This window comes from Rhodococcus daqingensis, from assembly GCF_042665615.1.
Taxonomy (GTDB): Bacteria; Actinomycetota; Actinomycetes; order Mycobacteriales; family Mycobacteriaceae; genus Rhodococcus_G; species Rhodococcus_G daqingensis.
Genome location: NZ_JBHTCS010000018.1, coordinates 1 through 20,076, shown reverse-complemented (window position 1 = coordinate 20,076; position 20,076 = coordinate 1). Strand labels below are relative to the sequence as shown.

At 68.5% G+C, this 20,076-nt stretch carries 20 protein-coding genes; 19 read left to right on the top strand and 1 reads right to left on the bottom strand.

Features of this window, described 5'->3' with window-relative positions; genetic code table 11:
• The first annotated feature begins 16 nt into the window (after positions 1–16).
• From thrB to ACFQS9_RS16495, 18 genes are all read left to right on the top strand, one after another.
• Complete coding sequence (gene thrB, locus ACFQS9_RS16580) at positions 17–949, top strand: homoserine kinase (RefSeq protein ID WP_378406599.1); 933 nt, start codon at positions 17–19, stop codon at positions 947–949.
• Between the two features lie 356 nt (positions 950–1,305).
• A complete protein-coding gene (gene rho, locus ACFQS9_RS16575) occupies positions 1,306–3,345 on the top strand; it encodes a transcription termination factor Rho (protein WP_378406598.1) in 2,040 nt (679 codons plus the stop codon).
• A gap of 232 nt (positions 3,346–3,577) precedes the next feature.
• A complete protein-coding gene (gene rpmE, locus ACFQS9_RS16570) occupies positions 3,578–3,811 on the top strand; it encodes a 50S ribosomal protein L31 (protein WP_027503018.1) in 234 nt (77 codons plus the stop codon).
• Positions 3,812–3,959: 148 nt separating this feature from the next.
• Positions 3,960–5,039 (top strand): peptide chain release factor 1, encoded by a 1,080-nt coding sequence (gene prfA, locus ACFQS9_RS16565; RefSeq protein WP_378406595.1) that lies wholly within the window; start codon positions 3,960–3,962, stop codon positions 5,037–5,039.
• Positions 5,040–5,099: 60 nt separating this feature from the next.
• Positions 5,100–5,999: a peptide chain release factor N(5)-glutamine methyltransferase gene (gene prmC, locus ACFQS9_RS16560; RefSeq protein WP_378406593.1), complete on the top strand. Its 900-nt coding sequence runs from the start codon at positions 5,100–5,102 to the stop codon at positions 5,997–5,999.
• 105 nt (positions 6,000–6,104) lie between these two features.
• Entirely contained in the window at positions 6,105–6,773 is a 669-nt protein-coding gene (locus ACFQS9_RS16555) for an L-threonylcarbamoyladenylate synthase (RefSeq protein ID WP_378406591.1), read from the top strand.
• Complete coding sequence (locus ACFQS9_RS16550) at positions 6,770–8,113, top strand: serine hydroxymethyltransferase (protein ID WP_378406589.1); 1,344 nt, start codon at positions 6,770–6,772, stop codon at positions 8,111–8,113. The genes ACFQS9_RS16555 and ACFQS9_RS16550 overlap by 4 nt, the downstream gene beginning before the upstream one ends.
• The gene (locus ACFQS9_RS16545) at positions 8,100–9,320 is read left to right on the top strand and encodes a glycosyltransferase family 4 protein (protein ID WP_378406587.1); all 1,221 of its coding nucleotides are present in this window, start codon (positions 8,100–8,102) and stop codon (positions 9,318–9,320) included. The genes ACFQS9_RS16550 and ACFQS9_RS16545 overlap by 14 nt, the downstream gene beginning before the upstream one ends.
• Before the next feature lie 10 nt (positions 9,321–9,330).
• On the top strand, positions 9,331–9,828 hold the full coding sequence (locus tag ACFQS9_RS16540; protein ID WP_378406585.1) for a hypothetical protein: 498 nt from the start codon (positions 9,331–9,333) through the stop codon (positions 9,826–9,828).
• 413 nt (positions 9,829–10,241) lie between these two features.
• A complete protein-coding gene (atpB, locus tag ACFQS9_RS16535; RefSeq protein ID WP_378406583.1) occupies positions 10,242–10,967 on the top strand; it encodes a F0F1 ATP synthase subunit A in 726 nt (241 codons plus the stop codon).
• 70 nt (positions 10,968–11,037) lie between these two features.
• On the top strand, positions 11,038–11,286 hold the full coding sequence (locus tag ACFQS9_RS16530) for an ATP synthase F0 subunit C (protein WP_027503025.1): 249 nt from the start codon (positions 11,038–11,040) through the stop codon (positions 11,284–11,286).
• Positions 11,287–11,293: 7 nt separating this feature from the next.
• Positions 11,294–11,854: a F0F1 ATP synthase subunit B gene (locus ACFQS9_RS16525; protein WP_378406580.1), complete on the top strand. Its 561-nt coding sequence runs from the start codon at positions 11,294–11,296 to the stop codon at positions 11,852–11,854.
• A gap of 5 nt (positions 11,855–11,859) precedes the next feature.
• Positions 11,860–12,684 carry a F0F1 ATP synthase subunit delta gene (locus ACFQS9_RS16520; RefSeq protein WP_378406578.1) on the top strand — a complete coding sequence of 275 codons (825 nt, stop codon included), beginning with the start codon at positions 11,860–11,862 and terminating at the stop codon, positions 12,682–12,684.
• Between the two features lie 67 nt (positions 12,685–12,751).
• On the top strand, positions 12,752–14,395 hold the full coding sequence (gene atpA / locus ACFQS9_RS16515) for a F0F1 ATP synthase subunit alpha (protein WP_378406576.1): 1,644 nt from the start codon (positions 12,752–12,754) through the stop codon (positions 14,393–14,395).
• Positions 14,396–14,444: 49 nt separating this feature from the next.
• Positions 14,445–15,416 (top strand): F0F1 ATP synthase subunit gamma, encoded by a 972-nt coding sequence (locus tag ACFQS9_RS16510; protein ID WP_378406574.1) that lies wholly within the window; start codon positions 14,445–14,447, stop codon positions 15,414–15,416.
• 4 nt (positions 15,417–15,420) lie between these two features.
• Positions 15,421–16,869: a F0F1 ATP synthase subunit beta gene (gene atpD / locus ACFQS9_RS16505; RefSeq protein WP_378406572.1), complete on the top strand. Its 1,449-nt coding sequence runs from the start codon at positions 15,421–15,423 to the stop codon at positions 16,867–16,869.
• Positions 16,870–16,875: 6 nt separating this feature from the next.
• On the top strand, positions 16,876–17,244 hold the full coding sequence (locus ACFQS9_RS16500; protein ID WP_378406570.1) for a F0F1 ATP synthase subunit epsilon: 369 nt from the start codon (positions 16,876–16,878) through the stop codon (positions 17,242–17,244).
• 55 nt (positions 17,245–17,299) lie between these two features.
• Positions 17,300–17,722: a DUF2550 domain-containing protein gene (locus ACFQS9_RS16495; RefSeq protein WP_378406568.1), complete on the top strand. Its 423-nt coding sequence runs from the start codon at positions 17,300–17,302 to the stop codon at positions 17,720–17,722.
• A 49-nt stretch (positions 17,723–17,771) separates the two neighbouring features.
• On the opposite strand, the gene ACFQS9_RS16490 is transcribed toward ACFQS9_RS16495, so the two are convergent.
• Positions 17,772–18,365 carry a cob(I)yrinic acid a,c-diamide adenosyltransferase gene (locus ACFQS9_RS16490; protein WP_378406566.1) on the bottom strand — a complete coding sequence of 198 codons (594 nt, stop codon included), beginning with the start codon at positions 18,363–18,365 and terminating at the stop codon, positions 17,772–17,774.
• An 81-nt stretch (positions 18,366–18,446) separates the two neighbouring features.
• Between ACFQS9_RS16490 and murA the strand changes: the two genes are divergently transcribed.
• Entirely contained in the window at positions 18,447–19,718 is a 1,272-nt protein-coding gene (murA, locus tag ACFQS9_RS16485; RefSeq protein ID WP_378406564.1) for a UDP-N-acetylglucosamine 1-carboxyvinyltransferase, read from the top strand.
• Positions 19,719–20,076 lie beyond the last annotated feature (358 nt).

Genomic DNA, 20,076 nt, shown 5'->3' with positions numbered 1-20,076 from the left:
CATCGGAGGGAGCACGATGACTCAGACGCTGCCCGCCGGGCTGACCGTGACCGCACGGGTGCCTGCGTCGACGGCGAACCTCGGTCCGGGCTTCGACACGCTGGGTATGGCCCTGGCGCTGTACGACGAGATCACCGTGACCACCACCGACGCGGGGCTGACGATCCGGGTGGAGGGGGAGGGCGCCGAGGACGTGCCGTGGGGTCCCTCGCACCTGGTCGTGCGTGCGATCGAGCGCGGGCTCGAGTCGATCGGTGTCTGGGCAGGCGGCCTGGAGGTTGTGTGCCGCAATGCGATTCCGCATTCGCGAGGCCTCGGTTCCTCGGCTTCGGCCGCGGTCGGCGGCCTCGCGGTCGCGAACGGGCTGGCGAGCAGGCTCGACCCGGGGCTGGCGCTGACCCAGGAGCAGTTGGTCCAGCTCTCGTCCGAGTTCGAAGGCCACCCCGACAACGCGTCGGCGAGCGTGCTCGGCGGCGCGGTGGTCTCCTGGAGCGAGGACGCCGGGGATGCGGACTCGCCGCGGACCTTTGCGGCGGTGCGGCTGGACGTGCACCCCGACATCAGGGTGGTGGCGCTGGTGCCGTCGGAGCGTTCCTCGACTGCACACACCCGGGGCATGCTCCCGGAACAGGTCCCGCACGCTGATGCCGCGTTCAACGTCAGCCGCGGAGCGCTGGCGGTGGTCGCGCTGACCAGCCGCCCGGATCTCCTGATGGCGGCGACCGAGGACCGGCTGCACCAGCGCCAGCGGGCCGCGGCGCTGCCGGTGACCACGCGCTGGATCGCCACCCTGCGTCGGGCGGGCATCGCGGCGACGGTGTCCGGAGCGGGACCCACCGTGCTGGCGCTGTCCACCCGGCCGTTCCCCGAGGACCTGCGCCGAAAGGCCGAAGCGGACGGACTCAGGGTGCTCGAGCTCGACGTGGCGGACGGTGTGCAGGTCGGTTGACCGGCGGCACACCGGCGCGCGGGTCCTTGCCCACGGCTCGGTTCGAGGCTATCCTGAGGGTCGTTCGCCCATCGTGCGCATCTGACGCCGGTGTTCTACCAGGGCATTCACTCCGAAACCGAGGCTCCCCGATTGCGGGATCGCCGAAGCAGGAGTAGACGCATCTGGCTCGATTCCCTCGCGTGATTTCCGCGGTGATCGACTGGAACGTGCCTGCTCGAGGGGCCACGGGGGCGGACGAGCCGATAGTTCCATCCAGTGAACACGTCCGGCACAACCGAGTTCAGCGAGTGAGCTGAGCTTCGGGACGAACCCTCGACTTCGCGCCGCGCGAGCGAGGGAAGGAAAGGATCTCCGTGACCGATACGGACCTGATCGCCACACCTGTTCTCGACACCCCGGTTGACTCCGCGGCGAGCCAGGCCGGCGGCACTGCACACACTTCAGAGGCCACCGGCGACGCCGTGGCAACCTCCACCAAGCGCGCCGACGCCCGGCGCGGTTCCGGCCTGTCCGGAATGGTGCTGGCCGAGCTGCGCGGACTCGCGTCCGAGCTCGGTATCAAGGGGACGTCCGGCCTGCGCAAGGGTGACCTGATCGCGGCCATCAAGGAGCGTCAGGGCGGCTCGTCCGCCACCAAGACGGCTGCTCCCAAGGCGGCGGCTCCCGTCGAGGCCCCGGCGAGCGAGGCCACGACCGCGCCGCAGCGGGTCGCCGAGGCCGCTCCCGCCGTCGAGTCGGCCCCCGCGGCCACCGAGCGCCCGGCCACGCAGCCCGTCGAGTCCGCCGAGGGCGAGCAGGGCGGACGCCGAAACCGGCAGCGCCGCGGGTCGTCTCGCCAGGCCGGTTCGCCCGAGCAGGGTGAGTCGACGGCGTCGACGGCCCCTGCGGCCGAACAGGGCGGCGACCGCCAGCCCCGTCAGGATCAGGGCGGACGCCAGGAGCAGGGCGGCGAGCGCAACCGTCGCGACCGCAACCAGGGCGAGCGCAACCAGGGCGAGCGCGGCCAGGGTGAGCGCAACCAGGGTGAGCGCAACCAGGGTGAGCGCAACCAGGGCGAGCGTGGCCAGGGCGGCAACGGCCCGCGTGGCGAGGGCCGGGGCGACAACCGCGGCGGCGAGGACGAGGACGGCCGGGGTCGGCGGGGACGCCGATTCCGCGAGCGTCGTCGTGGACGTGACCGTGGCGAGGGCGGCGGCGCAGGTTCGGACCGCGACCTGGAGATCCGCGAGGACGACGTCCTCCAGCCCGTCGCGGGCATCCTGGACGTGCTCGACAACTACGCGTTCGTGCGGACCTCCGGCTACCTCGCCGGCCCGAACGACGTGTACGTCTCGATGAACCTGATCCGCAAGAACGGACTCCGTCGTGGTGACGCCATCACCGGTGCCGTCCGCGTCGCCCGCGAGGGTGAGGGCGGCGGCGGTGGCAGCCAGCGCCAGAAGTTCAACCCGCTGGTCCGGCTGGACACCGTCAACGGCGGTGACGTCGAGGCGGCCAAGCGGCGTCCCGAGTTCGGCAAGCTGACGCCGCTCTACCCGAACCAGCGGCTGCGCCTCGAGACCACGCCGAACATCCTCACCACCCGTGTCATCGACCTGGTGATGCCGATCGGCAAGGGGCAGCGCGCCCTGATCGTGAGCCCGCCGAAGGCCGGTAAGACGAGCGTTCTGCAGGCGATCGCGAACGCCATCGCGACGAACAACCCCGAGTGCTACCTGATGGTCGTCCTGGTCGACGAGCGTCCGGAAGAGGTCACCGACATGCAGCGTTCGGTGAAGGGTGAGGTCATCGCCTCCACCTTCGACCGGCCGCCGTCAGACCACACCTCGGTCGCCGAGCTCGCCATCGAGCGGGCCAAGCGCCTCGTCGAGGAGGGCAAGGACGTCGTCGTGCTGCTCGACTCGATCACTCGACTCGGCCGGGCGTACAACAACTCCTCGCCCGCCTCGGGACGAATCCTGTCCGGTGGTGTCGACTCGACCGCGCTGTACCCGCCGAAGCGGTTCCTCGGCGCGGCTCGCAACATCGAGAACGGCGGCTCGCTCACGATCATCGCCACCGCGATGGTCGAGACCGGCTCCACCGGCGACACCGTGATCTTCGAGGAGTTCAAGGGCACCGGCAACGCGGAGCTCAAGCTCGATCGCAAGATCGCCGAGCGTCGGGTCTTCCCCGCGGTCGACGTCAACCCGTCCGGTACCCGCAAGGACGAGCTGCTGCTCAGCCCGGACGAGGCGGCGGTGCTGCACAAGCTGCGCCGGGTGCTGTCCGGCCTGGACTCGCACCAGGCGATCGACCTGCTGATCGACCGGCTCAAGAAGAGTAAGAACAACCTCGAGTTCCTGATGCAGGTCTCCAAGACCGCGCCGGGAGCGATGGGCGACGACGACTAGCAGCCGTGCCACGACGCAGGCCCCGGAAACCGCACGGTTCCCGGGGCCTGCGTCGCGTTCGCACCGGTCGGGAACAGATCGCGGTACCTGGTCGTTAGGACTTGATGCGCGCGTTCTGGCAGAATGAACCATCGCGCCCGTGGCATTTGCCGCGAGCGAGCACAACAATGTCCGGTTCCGGTTCACGGCTTCGATTGGCGAAGGCGACCCGGCGACCACTGAAAGGGACACCATGAAGGCAGGAATCCACCCCAACTACGTGGCGACCACCGTCGTCTGCGGTTGCGGTAACACGTTCGAGACCCACAGCACCAAGGAGTCCGGACGCATCAACGTCGAGGTCTGCTCGCAGTGCCACCCGTTCTACACCGGCAAGCAGAAGATCCTCGACACCGGTGGACGCGTCGCGCGCTTCGAGGCTCGCTACGGCAAGCGCGCCGGCAAGAAGGCCGACGCCGACAGCTAGCTGTCCCGCCGACGCCCGTCCTGTGTTCCATTGCAGGCCGGGCGTCGGTTTTTTTGTACCCGTGGTGCGCGCGCCGGACCCGGCGCCAACATCCACCCACTGCACTGCCCGGCATCCCCTCGGGGTGCCGACAACCGAGGAGCGAACCATGGCGGGGACCACCCAGCCGTCGGCGATCGATGACATCTTGGCCGAGCACGCCGGACTCGAGCTGCAGCTCTCCGATCCGTCCCTGCACAACGACCCCGCGGCCGCCCGCCGGGTCGGCAAGCGGTTCGCCGAGCTCGCCCCCATCATGGCCACCCACACCAAGCTGCAGGCCGCGCGCGAGGACCTGGAGGCCGCCCGCGAGCTGGCCGCCGACGACTCGAGCTTCGCCGCCGAGGTGCCCGAGCTGGAGGCCAAGGTGGCCGAGCTCGACGTCGCCCTCACCGACCTGCTCGCACCGCGGGACCCGCACGACAGCGACGACGTGGTGCTCGAGGTGAAATCCGGCGAGGGCGGCGAGGAGTCCGCGCTGTTCGCGGCGGACCTGGCCCGGATGTACCTGCGCTACGCCGAGCGGCACGGCTGGCGGGTCGAGGTCCTGGATGCGAACATCTCCGACCTCGGCGGCTACAAGGACGCGACCCTGTCGATCAAGTCGAAGGGCGACACCCGCGACGGTGTCTGGGCCCGGCTCAAGTTCGAGGGCGGCGTGCACCGCGTCCAGAGGGTGCCCGTCACCGAGTCACAGGGCCGCGTGCACACCTCGGCGGCGGGCGTGCTGATCTACCCGGAGCCGGAGGAGGTCGAGGAGGTGCAGATCGACGAGACCGACCTGCGCATCGACGTCTACCGCTCGTCCGGCAAGGGCGGGCAGGGCGTCAACACCACCGACTCCGCGGTCCGGATCACCCACCTGCCCACCGGCATCGTCGTGACCTGCCAGAACGAGCGCTCGCAGCTGCAGAACAAGGCCCGCGCGATGCAGGTGCTCGCGGCCCGGCTGCAGGCCGCCGCGGAGGAGGCCGCCGCCGACGAGGCGTCGGCGGGCCGGCAGAGCCAGGTGCGCACCGTGGACCGTTCCGAGCGCATCCGCACCTACAACTTCCCCGAGAACCGGATCACTGATCACCGCATCGGGTTCAAGGCGCACAACCTCGATGCCGTGCTCGACGGCGACCTGGACGCGCTTCTCGATGCGCTCGGCAAGTCGGACCGGGAGGCCCGCCTCGCCGCGGAGTAGGCCACGGGGCACGGTCGGACAATGCGACGTTCCGGCGCCGACACGTGGCAGGCTGAGCTGGTGAGCCGTCAACCCCTCCGCCTCGCGATCCTCGAGGCCACCAAGCAGCTCGAGGAGGCGGGCGTGCACAGTCCCCGCACCGACGCGGAACTGCTCGCCGCCCACGTCGTCGGGGTCGAGCGGACCAGGCTGGGACTGGTCCCGCTCGTCGACCCCGAGGTGATCGAGCGCTACCGCGGACTGGTCGCCAAGCGTGCCGAGCGGGTTCCGTTGCAGTACATCACCGGGGTGTCGTCGATGGGCGACATCGACCTCGAGGTCGGACCGGGGGTGTTCGTGCCCAGGCCGGAGACCGAGCTGCTGTTCGCGTGGGCACTGGCCTTCCTCGAGGGGAACCCCGCGCATCCGCCGGTGATCCTCGATCTGTGCGCGGGCACGGGCGCCCTGGCCTTGGCGCTGGCGAACGCCCGCCCGGACGCGATCGTGCACGCGGTGGAACTGGATCCGGCCGCCCTGGCCTGGACCCGCCGCAACGCCGAGGCCCGGGCGAACGCGGGCGACACGCCCATCACGCTGCACCAGGGCGACGTCACCGATCGTTCGCTGCTCACCGAGCTCGAGGGCAAGGTCGACGTCGTGGTGTCGAATCCGCCGTACATCCCGGATGGCGCTCAGCTCGAACCCGAGGTCGCGGAGTTCGATCCGCATCTCGCGCTGTTCGGCGGGCCCGACGGGCTGTCGGTGATCACCCCGATGGTCTCCAATATCGCGCGCTGGCTGAAGATCGGCGGCGCGATGGCCATCGAACACGACGACACCAACGGCGGTCAGGTGGCGGCCCTGCTGCGCGAGCGACGGGTGTTCGGCGAGGTCGCCGAGCACCCGGACCTGGCAGGTAAACCCCGATTCGTGGTCGCCCGCCGGGTCGCAACGGACGCCGAGGCGGCCCGCGGGCACTGACCACCGTGCGTGGAGCCTGCGGAACGACCAATGGCTCGGTGCGTGGAGCCCGCGGAACCACCAGGTGTGTCTGCGACGGATCGACGCGGATGGGAGGATGGGGGCGTGAGCATCGTCTACGACTGCCGGAACACCGATTCGCGCGAGGCGGGCATCGCTGCCGCGACGAACTCGCTCAAGGCCGGGCGCCTCGTCGTCGTGCCGACCGACACCCTCTACGGCCTCGCGGCCAACGCCTTCGACGGCGAGGCCGTCACCTCGTTGCTGCGCGCCAAGGGCCGCGGGCGGGACATGCCCGTGCCGGTGCTCGTCGGCTCGTGGAACACCATCGACGGACTCGTCTTCACGGTGCGGCCGCAGGCGCGTGAGCTCATCCGCGCCTTCTGGCCCGGTGGGCTCAGTCTCGTTGTCCAGCAAGCGCCGTCGTTGGCGTGGGACCTCGGCGACACCCGGGGCACGGTGATGTTGCGGATGCCGCTGCACCCGGTCGCCCTCGAGTTGCTGCGGGAGGTGGGCCCGCTCGCGGTCTCGAGTGCGAACATCTCCGGGCACGCACCGGCCGCCACGGTCGAGCAGGCCCGCGATCAGCTCGGCAGCGCGGCGTCGGTGTACCTGGACGGCGGCCCGGCACAGCACGCGGTGGCCTCGACGATCGTGGATCTGACGGCCGACGAGCCGCGGATCCTGCGCGAGGGCGCAGTTCCCGCATCCGATATCGCGGACGTCCTCGGCGTGACGGTCGAGAGCCTGCTGCCGGGACGGGTACCGAAATGAGCGATACGGGATCCCCGGGGCCGGGCTCGGCGTTCTGGGGGCCGGACTTCTCCGAACTGGAGCGGACCGACCCGGAGATCGCCGAGATCACGCTCGCCGAGCTGGACCGCCTGCGCGGCGGGCTGCAGCTGATCGCCAGCGAAAACCTGACCAGCCCCGCGGTCCTGGCCGCGCTCGGGTCGACGTTGAGCAACAAGTACGCCGAGGGCTATCCGGGCCACCGGTACTACGGGGGCTGCGCCGAGGTCGACCGCGCCGAGAACCTGGCGATCGAGCGTGCCAAGACGCTGTTCGGGGCCGAGCACGCGAACCTACAGCCGCATTCGGGGGCCAATGCCAACCTGGCGGTCTACGCGGCGTTCGCACAGCCCGGCGATCCGGTGCTGGCGATGAGCCTGCCGCACGGTGGCCACCTCACCCACGGGTCCAAGGTGAGCTTCTCGGGCAAGTGGTTCACGCCGATCCCGTATCACGTGCACAAGTCCACCGAGCTCATCGACTACGACGAGGTCCGCGACCTCGCGCTGACGCATCGACCGAAGATCATCGTCGCGGGCGCGACCGCCTATCCGCGTCTCATCGACTTCGCGAGGTTCCGGCAGATCGCCGACGAGGTGGGCGCGATCCTGTGGGTCGACGCCGCCCACTTCATCGGGCTGGTGGCGGGCGGGGCGATCCCGTCGCCGGTGCCGTACGCCGACGTCGTGTCCGCCACCACCCACAAGGTCCTGCGTGGCCCACGCGGCGGCATGCTGATGTGTCGAGCCGAGCATGCCAAGGCGATCGACAAGGCGGTGTTCCCCTTCAGCCAGGGCGGACCGCTCATGCACTCGATCGCAGCCAAGGCGGTGGCGCTGAAGGAAGCCGCGACCGACGACTACCGGGCGTACGCGGCGAGCGTGGTGGACAACGCCGCGGCGATGACGAAGGCGCTCGAGGCCGGCGGCATGCGCGCGGTGTCCGGCGGCACCGACACCCATTTGGCCCTGCTGGACCTGCGCGAGCTCGGGGTGACCGGGGCCGAGGCGGAACGGCGGTGCGATGCGGCCCGAATCACGTTGAACAAGAACGCGATCCCGTACGACCCGGCGCCGCCGATGGTGGCGTCCGGGATCCGGGTCGGATCGGCCGCGGTGACCACGCAGGGCTTCGGCGCCGACGAGTGCGCGGCGGTCGGCGGGCTGATCGCCAGGGCCGTACGGGCCGAGGACGGCACCACCGCGGGCGACGCCGAACTGGCCGACATCGCGCGCGAGGTGTCGGAGATGGTCGCGCGCAAGCCTGCCTACCCCCGGGTGCGCACGCAGGCGAATCCGGCGGCGGGGGATGGCGCGCGGTGACGGTAGCCTCTTCGACGTGATCGTCGCCCATTCAGCATTGCTCGCTCAGTCGGGCCGGGGGGCCGGGGTCCCGATCAGGGAACTGTTGCTGGTGCTCTTCACCGCGGCGGTCATCACGTTCCTCGCCACCGGCGCCGTCCGGCTGCTCGCCCTCAAGTTCGGGGCGGTGGCGATCCCGCGAGATCGCGACGTCCACGTCGAGCCCACGCCCCGGCTCGGTGGCGTCGGCATGTACGTCGGGTTCGTCGCGGCCCTGCTGTTCGCGCAGCAGCTGCCCGCGCTGGCCAGGGGATTCGACTACAACACCAAGGACATCCCGGCTGCGCTCGTCGCCGGTGGCGTCATCGTGCTGGTGGGGATCATCGACGACCGGTGGGGGCTCGACGCCCTGACGAAGTTCGTCGGGCAGGTCACCGCCGCGGGCGTGCTGGTGGTGATGGGGGTCAGCTGGTTCGTGCTGTACCTGCCCTTCAACGGCACCACGCTGGTCCTCGACCAGTTGCAGTCGGGCCTGGTGACGGTGCTCATCGCCGTCGTGATGATCAATGCCATGAACTTCGTCGACGGCCTCGACGGCCTCGCGGCCGGTCTCGGGCTGATCGCCGCGCTGGCGATCTGCGTCTTCTCGGTCGGCCTGCTGCACGAGCAGGGGGGAGACGTGAGCGCGTATCCGCCGGCGATGCTGGCCGCCGCCCTCGCGGGGGCGTGCCTGGGCTTCCTGCCACACAACTTCCAGCCCGCCCGGATCTTCATGGGGGACTCGGGTTCGATGCTGATCGGGCTGATGCTGGCAGCCATCTCGACCAGCGCGTCCGGGCGGATCCCGCTCAGCGCCTACGGCACCAAGGACATCCTCGGTCTGCTCTCGCCGCTGTTGCTGGTGGGTGCGGTGATGTTCATCCCGATCCTCGACCTGCTGCTCGCGGTGGTCCGTCGGACCAGGGCGGGCCGCAGCCCGTTCAGCCCCGACAAGATGCATTTGCATCACCGGCTGCTGCAGATCGGGCATTCCCATCGGCGGGTGGTGCTGCTGATCTATTTGTGGGTCGGGGTGCTGGCGTTCGGTGCCGTCGGGTCGGCCCTGATCGACCGGAGGATCGTGGTCCTGCTGGTGGCGGGCGGCCTGGTGTTCGCCCTGGTCGTCACCGCGGTGCCGTCGCTGCGCCTGAAGCAGATCCCCGGTCGCGATCGAGTGGGCGAGCCCTAGCCAGCTAGGCTTGCGCACCGTGACCTTCTCTCCGGAACCCGTGCCCGACCAGTCCGCTCCGCTGCGTGCCGCGGTTCGCTATGGGGTGATCGGCCTGATCGCGCTCGCGGTGGTCGGCTCGATCGTCGCCGCACTGGCCGCAGGCATGCCGGGGCTGTGGGGTGCGCTGATCGGCGTCGCCGTCGGTGGCGGATTCATCCTGTGCACCGCGCTGGCCGTGTTGTTCACCGAGAAGCTCCCGCCCGCCACCTCGGGTGCGGTGCTGCTGGGCAGCTGGCTGCTCAAGATGATCCTGGCGATCCTGGTCCTCGGCGTGCTCAAGGGCATGGACTTCTACAGCAAGCAGGCACTGGTCATCGTCATGGTGCTGGCGCTGATCATCGTGCTCGGTGCCGAGACGTACGGGCTGCTCAAGGTGAAGGTGCCGTATGTCACTCCCGCACAGCAGGACGGCGCTCCCGCACAGCAGGACGGCCAAGCCGGTGAGCCCGAATCCGACGAAAAGTAGTACGACGACCTGTCGTAATCGGTCAAGCGGGACCCCCATCTACACAACGTCGTAGATGTATTGGTAGGGTCAGGGCCAAGCGAGCGCGGGAACCACGCGAAACACACATTTCGCAGGGTCCGGCAGCCTCGCAGGTGACCACGATTGCCACTTTCGGCTGTTCGGAATTGGCAGGTCGGGGAACACCGAGTCGACGACAGTCCGCCGACACCGACAGACGCGGGGCCGAGTGAATCGGCCACAGCAGCTGACGAATACGCGAGCCGACCTTGTCGACTTGTTAGATCGTCAATGTCCGATCGAACCGCAGGCGATGCCGCCTGCGGCCACGACTACGGGAGAGACCGCTGAGCGTCACCACCCTGGCCGCGGAGTTCCATCCGCCGTCACTTGCAGACTTCTTCCCTCCCGCCGTGCTGTTCGAGGGCACGCCCTTCGAGCTCGACCGGCTGATGCTCATCCGCATCCTGATGACGGTCGTGCTGCTCGCCTTCTTCGTGATCGCGATGCGCAGCCCGAAGCTCGTCCCGCGCGGCGCGCAGAACCTCGCCGAGATGGGTCTGGGATTCGTCAAGAACCAGATCGCGGACGAGGTGCTCGGCAAGGAGCAGGGCAAGCGATTCCTGCCCGTGATCACCACGATCTTCTTCACCGTGCTGTTCCTGAACGCGTCGAGCATCATCCCGTTCCTGAACATCTCCTCGAACGCCCGCGTCGGCATGCCGATCGTCCTGGCGGCCCTGGCGTACATCACGTTCAACTACGTGGGCATCAAGAAGTACGGCTTCTTCAAGTACGTGAAGAGCAGCATCGTGGTCCCGAACGTCCCGATCGCGCTGCACTTCCTGCTGATCCCGATCGAGTTCATCTCGACCTTCATCCTCCGGCCGTTCACGCTGACCGTCCGACTCATGGCCAACATGCTGGCCGGTCACATCATGCTGGTGCTGTTCTTCAGCGCCACGCAGTTCTTCTTCTTCGAGGCAGCAGCCGGGATGAAGGTCTTCGGCGTGTTCTCCCTCGCCGCCGGCTTCGGGTTCACCCTGTTCGAGATGCTGGTGATCTTCCTGCAGGCGTACGTCTTCGCCCTGCTGACCGCCGTGTACATCGACCTGGCGCTGCACGCCGACTCGCACTGACCGCACTACACACAAACTGACCCATCCGCCGAATCCCGGTGGTGGGCAACGGAAAGGGAACGGAAACCAAATGAGCCTCGCGTACCTGGCACAGGAAGCCGTTGAGCAGACGACCACCGGCAAGGGCTACGGCGCCATCGGCTACGGCCTCGCGGCCATCGGCCCCGGCATCGGTGTGGGCATCGTCGTCGGCAAGGCCATCGAGGGCATCGCGCGTCAGCCCGAGCTGGCCGGCCAGATCCGTACCAACATGTTCCTCGGTATCGCGTTCACCGAGGCCCTCGCGCTGATCGGCCTCGTCGCCGGCTTCATTTTCTGATCTCGCCATGTCAACCATTGCATTGATCGCAGCCGCGGAAGGCGAGGACATCAATCCCCTCGTCCCCGCGACCTACGACATCGTGTGGTCGGCGGTCTGCGTAGCTATCATCGGCTTCGTCTTCTGGAAGTACGTCCTTCCGAAGTTCCAGCAGGTGCTGGCGGACCGTTCCGAGCAGATCGAGGGCGGCATCAAGCGCGCCGAGGAAGCTCAGGCCGAGGCCAAGGAGACGCTGGAGCAGTACCGCGCCCAGCTCGCCGAGGCACGGACCGAGGCCGCGGCCATCCGTGAGGATGCCCGCACCCAGGGCCAGCAGATCATCGCCGAGATGAAGGTCCAGGCACAGGTGGAGAGCGACCGCATCGTGGCCGCGGGCAGCAGCCAGCTCGCCGCTCAGCGTCAGCAGATCGTCACCGAACTGCGCAGCGACCTGGGCCGGACCGCAGTCGATCTGGCCGAGAAGGTCATCGGCGAGTCGCTGGCCGACGAGGTCAAGCGGTCGGGTTCGATCGATCGTTTCCTCAGCGAACTGGACGCCGTCAGCGCTGACTCCGCAGCCGGAAAGTGAGCACCATGTACGCAGCAAGCCGTGAGGCGCTGACTCACACGAGGAGCGCCCTGGAATCAGCGTTGGCCGGAGTGTCGGCCGGCGCGGCGACTGCAGCTGCGGCACAGACCGGTGCCGAGCTGTTCACGGTGGTCGAGGTCCTCGACGGACAGCGCACGCTTCGCGCCGCCCTGTCCGACCCCTCGGCCCCCGCGGCGGTTCGGCAGGCCTTGGCCGAGCAGGTGTTCTCGGCCAAGGTTTCGGCCGAGACCCTCGCGACGCTGAAGGCGGCCATGTCCCAGGACTGGTCGAGCTCGGCGGACCTGCGGAACTCGCTGGTGCTGCTCGGTCGGGAGTCGCTGCTCAAGGCGGCCGACGATCAGGGTCAGCTCGACACCGTCGAGGACGAGCTCTTCCGCCTCGGCCGCATCGTGGCGGCGGACTCCGGCCTCGAGCAGGCACTGTCGGATCGCGCGACGCCCACCGCGGCCAAGCGCGAACTGCTGGCCAAGCTGCTCTACGGCAAGGTCACCGCGATCTCCGAGGCGCTGGCCAGCCAGGCCGTCGGCCGGTTGCGGACCGCACCCGCGGATGCCTTCAACGAGCTGTCGGAACTGGCGGCGGCGCGACGCGACAAGGCGGTCGCACACGTGCGCAGCGCCTCGGCGCTGTCCTCCGATCAGGAGGAGCGGCTCGCCGCGATCCTGAGCCGCACCTACGGCAAGCCGGTCACCGTGCACGTGGAGGTCGACCCCGAGCTCCTGAGCGGCCTTGTCGTTCGCGTGGGCGACGAGGTCATCGACGGCAGTGCGGCGGGACGTCTCGCGTCACTGCGCAAGACCCTCAAGTAGTCCCGGCGTTCGCGCCCGACCTCAAACTCCAGATATTCGAAGACCAGATACCGAGAGCAGGAAAAACATGGCGGAGCTGACGATCTCCTCCGACGAGATCCGTAGCGCGATTGAGAACTACACCGCGAGCTACTCCCCGGAGGCCTCCCGCGAGGAGGTCGGCGTGGTGTCCGACACCAGTGACGGCATTGCGCACGTCACCGGCCTGCCTTCGGCGATGGCCAACGAGCTGCTGGAGTTCCCCGGCGGCGTGCTCGGCGTGGCGCTGAACCTGGAGGCCACCGAGATCGGTGCCGTCATCCTGGGCGACTTCGCGGACATCGAAGAGGGCCAGCAGGTCAAGCGGACCGGCGACGTGCTGTCCGTGCCGGTCGGCGACGCCTTCCTCGGTCGCGTGGTGAACCCGCTCGGCCAGCCGATCGACGGCCTCGGCGAGATCGAGAGCACCGAGAGCCGTGCGCTCGAGCTGCAGGCCGCGTCCGTGCTGGAGCGTCAGCCCGTCGAGGAGCCGCTGCAGACCGGCATCAAGGCCATCGACGCGATGACCCCGATCGGCCGTGGACAGCGCCAGCTGGTGATCGGCGACCGCAAGACCGGCAAGACCGCGGTCTGCGTCGACGCCATCCTGAACCAGAAGGCCAACTGGGCGACCGGTGACCCGAAGCAGCAGGTTCGCTGCATCTACGTCGCCATCGGCCAGAAGGGCTCCACGATCGCGGGCGTCAAGCAGGCCCTCGAGGAGCAGGGCGCGATGGAGTACACCACCATCGTCGCCGCCCCGGCCTCCGATTCGGCCGGCTTCAAGTGGCTCGCCCCGTACACCGGCTCGGCCATCGGCCAGCACTGGATGTACCAGGGCAAGCACGTCCTCGTCGTGTTCGACGACCTGACCAAGCAGGCCGAGGCGTACCGCGCCATCTCGCTGCTGCTGCGTCGTCCGCCGGGCCGCGAGGCGTACCCCGGTGACGTGTTCTACCTGCACTCCCGTCTGCTGGAGCGTTCGGCCAAGCTCTCCGACGAGCTCGGCGGCGGCTCGCTGACCGCACTGCCGATCATCGAGACCAAGGCCAACGACGTCTCGGCCTACATCCCGACCAACGTCATCTCCATCACCGACGGTCAGGTGTTCCTCGAGTCCGACCTGTTCAACAAGGGCATCCGCCCCGCGATCAACGTCGGTATCTCGGTCTCCCGAGTCGGTGGCGCCGCGCAGACCAAGGGCATGAAGAAGGTCTCCGGTTCGCTGCGTCTCGAGCTCGCCCAGTTCCGTGAGCTGGAGGCCTTCTCGGCCTTCGCCTCCGACCTGGACGACGCCTCCAAGGCCCAGCTCGAGCGTGGCCAGCGTCTGGTCGAGCTGCTCAAGCAGGACCAGTACTCCCCAATCGCCGTCGAGGACCAGATCGTCTCGATCTACCTCGCGGGCGAGGGCGTGTTCGACTCGGTGCCGGTCGGCGATGTCCGCCGCTTCGAGGCCGAGCTGCTCGAGGACCTGCACCGCAATGCGACCTCGGTCTACGAGTCCATCAAGGGCGGCAAGGCCCTCGACGACACCTCGATCGACGCCCTCATGGCCGCGACCGACAAGTTCAAGGAAGGCTTCATCGCCTCCGACGGCAGCCGCGTGGTCAACGAGGCCGAGGCCTCGACCCTCGGCGCGGACGAGGTCAGCCAGGAGCAGGTTTCCGTCACTCGCAAGCACGTCAGCAAGTGAGCGTGACTGCCGTGTCGGAATCTCGTGGGAAGGGAGTGTGACTGAGTAGATGGCAAGCCTGCGCGAACTGCGCTCACGTATCAAGTCAGTCAACTCGACCAAGAAGATCACCAAGGCGCAGGAGCTGATCGCGACCTCCCGCATCACCAAGGCTCAGGCCAGGGTTGCGGCGTCCAAGCCCTACGCCGAGGAGATCACCAAGGTGCTCTCCGCGCTGGCGAGCGCCTCCGGGTCGCTCGACCACCCGCTGCTGAACGAGCGGCCGGAGCCCAAGCGGGCTGCCGTGCTGGTCGTCACCAGCGACCGCGGCATGTGCGGCGGCTACAACTCCAACGTCCTCAAGGAGGCGGAGGAGCTGATGCAGCTGCTGCGTTCCGAGGGCAAGGAGCCGGTGCTGTACGCGATGGGCGCGAAGGGCCTGACGTACTACACGTTCCGCGATCGCGATCTGAAGGGCGCCTGGACCGGGTTCTCTCAGCAGCCCGGTTACGCGGACGCCGCCAAGGCGAGCCGGCACCTGGTCGAGCTCTTCATGGCCGGGTCGGGTTCCGAGGTCGCCGCGTACAACGGTGAGGGCACCGTCGAGGGCGTGGACGAACTGCACATCGTCTACACCCGCTTCGTGTCGATGCTGACCCAGACGCCGGAGGTCCGGCGGATGGCTCCGCTCGAGGTCGAGTACAAGGACGAGAACTTCGAACTCGGGGAGGACATGCTCTCCGATTCGAACGGTGCTCAGCCGACGGCGCAGTACGACTTCGAGCCGGAGGCCGGGACGCTGCTCTCGGCGCTGCTGCCGAAGTACATCAGCACCCGTATCTACTCCTCGCTGCTCGATGCGGCGGCCTCGGAGTCGGCTTCACGTCGTACCGCCATGAAGGCGGCCACGGACAACGCAAACGAGCTGGTGAACACCCTGAGCCGCGAGGCCAACCAGGTTCGCCAGGCCCAGATCACCCAGGAAATCAGCGAGATCGTCGGTGGCGCGAATGCGCTCGCCTCGAGCGCAGGAAGTGACTAGACACATGACCGCAGCAGTAACCCAAACCAACGCGAACGGCTCGGGCACCACGTCCGGCCGGGTCGTGCGGGTCATCGGTCCCGTTGTGGACGTTGAGTTCCCGCGTGGCGCCGTTCCCGCTCTGTTCAACGCGCTGAACGCAGAGGTCACTCTGCCGACGGTCGCGAAGACGCTGACCCTCGAGGTGGCGCAGCACCTGGGCGACAACCTGGTGCGCACCATTTCGATGCAGCCGACCGACGGCCTCGTCCGTGGCGCGGCGGTCGTCGACTCCGGCAAGCCGATCTCGGTTCCCGTCGGTGACGTCGTCAAGGGCCACGTGTTCAACGCCCTCGGTGACTGCCTCGACACCCCCGGCCTCGGACGCGACGGCGAGCAGTGGGGCATCCACCGCAAGCCCCCCGCCTTCGACCAGCTCGAGGGCAAGACCGAGATCCTCGAGACGGGCATCAAGGTCATCGACCTGCTGACCCCGTACGTCAAGGGCGGCAAGATCGGTCTGTTCGGTGGTGCCGGCGTCGGCAAGACCGTTCTGATCCAGGAGATGATCACCCGTATCGCCCGCGAGTTCTCCGGAACCTCGGTGTTCGCAGGCGTCGGTGAGCGCACCCGTGAGGGCACCGACCTCCACCTCGAGATGGCCGAGATGGGTGTTCTCCAGGACACCGCCCTCGTGTTCGGTCAGATGGATGAGCCGCCGGGAACGCGTATGCGCGTCGCCCTGTCGGCGCTGACCATGGCGGAGTACTTCCGCGATGTGCAGAACCAGGACGTGCTGCTCTTCATCGACAACATCTTCCGCTTCACCCAGGCCGGCTCCGAGGTCTCGACCCTGCTGGGTCGTATGCCCTCCGCCGTGGGTTACCAGCCGACGCTGGCGGACGAGATGGGTGAGCTCCAGGAGCGCATCACCTCGACCCGTGGCCGCTCGATCACCTCGCTGCAGGCGATCTACGTCCCCGCCGACGACTACACCGACCCGGCGCCCGCGACCACCTTCGCGCACCTCGATGCGACCACCGAGCTCTCGCGTCCGATTTCGCAGATGGGTATCTACCCCGCTGTGGACCCGCTGACGTCGACCTCGCGCATCCTCGAGCCCGGCATCGTCGGTGCGGAGCACTTCCGCGTCGCGAACGAGGTCAAGCGGATCCTGCAGAAGTACAAGGAACTGCAGGACATCATCGCCATCCTCGGTATGGACGAGCTGCAGGAAGAGGACAAGATCCTCGTCGGCCGCGCGCGTCGCCTGCAGAAGTTCCTCGGCCAGAACTTCATCGTGGCCGAGAAGTTCACGGGTGAGGCCGGCTCTGTCGTGCCGCTGCGCGACACGATCGAGGCGTTCGACCTCGTCTGCAAGGGCGAGTTCGATCACCTGCCCGAGCAGGCGTTCAACAGCTGCGGTGGACTCGACGACGTCGAGGCCGCCGCCAAGAAGATCGCCGGGAAGTAGTCGACCATGGCTGAGATGACCGTTGAGCTCGTTGCCGTCGAGCAGCGGCTGTGGTCGGGTTCGGCGACGCTCGTCAGCGCTCAGACCACCGAGGGCGAGATCGGCATCATGTACGGACATGAGCCGGTCCTCGGGCAGCTGATCGAGGCGGGCGTGGTTTCCATCACCACCGCCGACGGCGAGCGCATCGTCGCCGCGGTGCACGGTGGCTTCCTCTCGGTGACGGGCACGACCGTCACGATTCTGGCGGAGTCCGCGGACTTCGCGGGTGACGTCGATGTCGAGGCTGCCAAGACCGTGCTGACGGATGAGCGGGCCGACCTGGAGGCGATCGCGATCGCCAAGGGCCAGCTGCGCGCCGTCGAGCGGGCCTGACCGGTACCAACCCGATAGCCGCGACGAGCAAGGCCGACGAGCAGTGAACACCGGAGTGACAGTTCTCTTCATTCTGGTAGTGCTGCTCGCGGCGCTCGTCGCGGCTTTCGTGTATCGGTTGGGGGTGCTCCGCCGGGGCGGTACGGCGGCGATCGTCCGGTCCACCCCCGCGGCCCCCGGACAGGGCTGGCGTCACGGGGTCATCCGGTACGGCGAAGAAGACCTCGTGTTCTACAAGCTCTCCAGCCTCCGGCCGGGACCCGACTCCCGGATCAGCAGGCAGGGCATCGAAGTGGGGGATCGGCGTGGACCCCGCGACACCGAGTTCGACATCATGACCGACGAGATCGTGATCCTGTCGGTGCAGGACGGCGACAACGGCTACGAGGTCGCGCTCGATTCCGGCGCCCTCACGGCGTTCCTCTCGTGGGTGGAATCGCGTCCCTCGGGACGGTCGATGCGAGGCCGTCCGGCCTGACACGCACCCATATCGAAGACCCCGGCTCATCGCCGGGGTCTTTCTCGTTTCAGTGCCCGTCCGCGGATTCGGTGCCGCCGGCTCCTGGCTTCCACAACACGTCCCCCTCGGGGTTCGCCGCGCGGCTGAGGATGAACAGCAGGTCGGAGAGTCGGTTCAGGTACTTCGCCGGCAGCACACTGGTGTCGTCGGGGGACGCGTCCACCGCCGCCCAGGCGGAGCGTTCGGCGCGTCGCACCACGGTGCGGGCCACGTGCAGGAGCGCCGCCAGCGGGGTCCCGCCCGGGAGGATGAAGGAGTTCAGCGGGGCCAGCGACTCGTTGTACTGGTCGCACCAGCCCTCGATGCGGTCGATGTATCCGGCGGTGACCCGCAGCGGCGGGTACTTCGGATCCGCGACGACCGGGGTGGACAGGTCCGCGCCCGCGTCGAAGAGATCGTTCTGGACCTGGCGGAGAACCGTGACGAGCTCCGGGTCCGGCTGCCCGAGTGCGAGCGCCACACCGAGGCTGGCGTTGGCCTCGTCGCAGTCCGCGTACGCGATCAGCCGCGGGTCGTTCTTCGACACCCGCGAGAAGTCGCTGAGACCGGTGGTCCCGTCGTCGCCGGTGCGGGTGTAGATGCGGGTCAGGTGTACGGACATGACGTCACGGTACCGCCCGCGGCGATCCGATCGGGACCGCTCGCGGTCGTGAGCCGGTCGGGGCTGACTAGGCTGTCGCACGTGAGTGAACGCTTTCTAGTCACCGGCGGCAACAGGCTGACGGGTGAGGTCTCGGTGGGCGGCGCGAAGAACAGCGTCCTGAAGTTGATGGCGGCCGCGCTCCTGGCGGAGGGTACGACCACCATCACCAACTGCCCGGACATCCTCGACGTCCCGTTGATGGCGGAGGTCCTGCGCGGGCTCGGCTGCGAGGTGGTGCTCGACGGCGACGAGGCGCGGATCACGACACCGGCCGAGCCGAAGTACCACGCCGACTTCCCGGCGGTGACCCAGTTCCGTGCCTCGGTGTGCGTCCTCGGACCGCTGGTCGCCCGGTGCAGGCGCGCCGTGGTCGCGCTTCCCGGCGGCGACGCGATCGGCTCGCGTCCGCTCGACATGCATCAGTCGGGACTGGAGTTGCTCGGCGCTCGCAGCGAGATCCAGCACGGGTGCGTTGTCGCGGAGGCGGACGATCTGCACGGCGCCACCATCCGGCTGGCCTTCCCGTCGGTCGGTGCCACCGAGAACATCCTGATGGCCGCGGTGCTGGCCAAGGGGGAGACGGTCATCGACAACGCTGCCCGCGAGCCCGAGATCGTGGACCTGTGCAACATGCTCAGGCGGATGGGCGCCCAGATCGAGGGTGCCGGCTCGACGACGCTGACCATTCGGGGGGTCAAGACCATGCAACCGACCACCCATCGGGTGATCGGTGACCGGATCGTGGCGGCGACGTGGGGGATGGCCGCCGCCATGACGAGGGGCGACGTGCGGGTGCGCGGGGTGAACCCGAAGCACCTCTCGCTCGTGCTCGACAAGCTCCGTTCCGCGGGCTCGCAGGTGACCATGGAGCCGGACGGCTTCCGGATCGTGCAGGAGGGCCGGCCGACCGCGGTGAACTACGCGACGCTGCCGTACCCGGGATTTCCGACCGATCTCCAGCCGATGGCAATCGGCCTGGCGGCCGTGGCGGACGGGACCTCGATGATCACCGAGAACGTCTTCGAGGCGCGGTTCCGGTTCGTCGAGGAGATGATCAGGCTCGGCGCCGATGCCCGCACCGATGGGCACCACGCGGTGGTCCGTGGGATCCCGCGTCTCTCGAGCGCCCCGGTCTGGTCCTCGGACATCCGTGCGGGCGCGGGTCTCGTGCTGGCCGGCCTGGTGGCGGACGGCGTCACCGAGGTCCACGACGTGTTCCACATCGACCGCGGATACCCGCGTTTCGTCGAGAACCTGACCGATCTCGGCGGCGCGATCGAGCGGGTTTCGGCCCCGGTGGTGGCGCGCTGAGCGAGCCGTCGTACCGGGGGAGCGCCGAGAGTGTCCGGCGTCACAAAGTTCGATGTCCCCCGAAAGTGCCGGTTCGGTGGCCGTCTCGACTCCTCTGACCTGGCAACTTCCGAGTCGAGCGGGGCGCGACATGGCGATTTGCCACAACGTTCGCCGCCGCGTAACTTTTGTCGAGTCAGAGCGACACGGACACCGACCCGGCCGAGAGGCCAGGGACACGAGGTTGGACGTAGGCGCCCGACAATCCCGCAGTCTGCTTGATCGTTCAGCCCGGCTTTGACTGGGTAGACTTGATGAGCTAGGCTGGAACAGTTGCCCCGGAGTGGCCGAGAACGTGTTTCTCGGTGGCGATGGTGTG

Excerpts from the sequence above, each read along its gene's own strand:
- ACFQS9_RS16550 (WP_378406589.1), top strand. The coding sequence starts at position 6,770 with ATGAGCGATACGGGATCCCCGGGGCCGGGCTCGGCGTTCTGGGGGCCG.
- ACFQS9_RS16490 (WP_378406566.1), bottom strand. The coding sequence starts at position 18,365 with ATGTCCGTACACCTGACCCGCATCTACACCCGCACCGGCGACGACGGG.
- ACFQS9_RS16525 (WP_378406580.1), top strand. The coding sequence starts at position 11,294 with ATGTCAACCATTGCATTGATCGCAGCCGCGGAAGGCGAGGACATCAAT.
- ACFQS9_RS16520 (WP_378406578.1), top strand. The coding sequence starts at position 11,860 with ATGTACGCAGCAAGCCGTGAGGCGCTGACTCACACGAGGAGCGCCCTG.
- ACFQS9_RS16545 (WP_378406587.1), top strand. The coding sequence starts at position 8,100 with ATGGCGCGCGGTGACGGTAGCCTCTTCGACGTGATCGTCGCCCATTCA.
- atpA (WP_378406576.1), top strand. The coding sequence starts at position 12,752 with ATGGCGGAGCTGACGATCTCCTCCGACGAGATCCGTAGCGCGATTGAG.
- rpmE (WP_027503018.1), top strand. The coding sequence starts at position 3,578 with ATGAAGGCAGGAATCCACCCCAACTACGTGGCGACCACCGTCGTCTGC.
- atpD (WP_378406572.1), top strand. The coding sequence starts at position 15,421 with ATGACCGCAGCAGTAACCCAAACCAACGCGAACGGCTCGGGCACCACG.
- thrB (WP_378406599.1), top strand. The coding sequence starts at position 17 with ATGACTCAGACGCTGCCCGCCGGGCTGACCGTGACCGCACGGGTGCCT.
- ACFQS9_RS16500 (WP_378406570.1), top strand. The coding sequence starts at position 16,876 with ATGGCTGAGATGACCGTTGAGCTCGTTGCCGTCGAGCAGCGGCTGTGG.
- ACFQS9_RS16530 (WP_027503025.1), top strand. The coding sequence starts at position 11,038 with ATGAGCCTCGCGTACCTGGCACAGGAAGCCGTTGAGCAGACGACCACC.
- ACFQS9_RS16510 (WP_378406574.1), top strand. The coding sequence starts at position 14,445 with ATGGCAAGCCTGCGCGAACTGCGCTCACGTATCAAGTCAGTCAACTCG.
- prfA (WP_378406595.1), top strand. The coding sequence starts at position 3,960 with ATGGCGGGGACCACCCAGCCGTCGGCGATCGATGACATCTTGGCCGAG.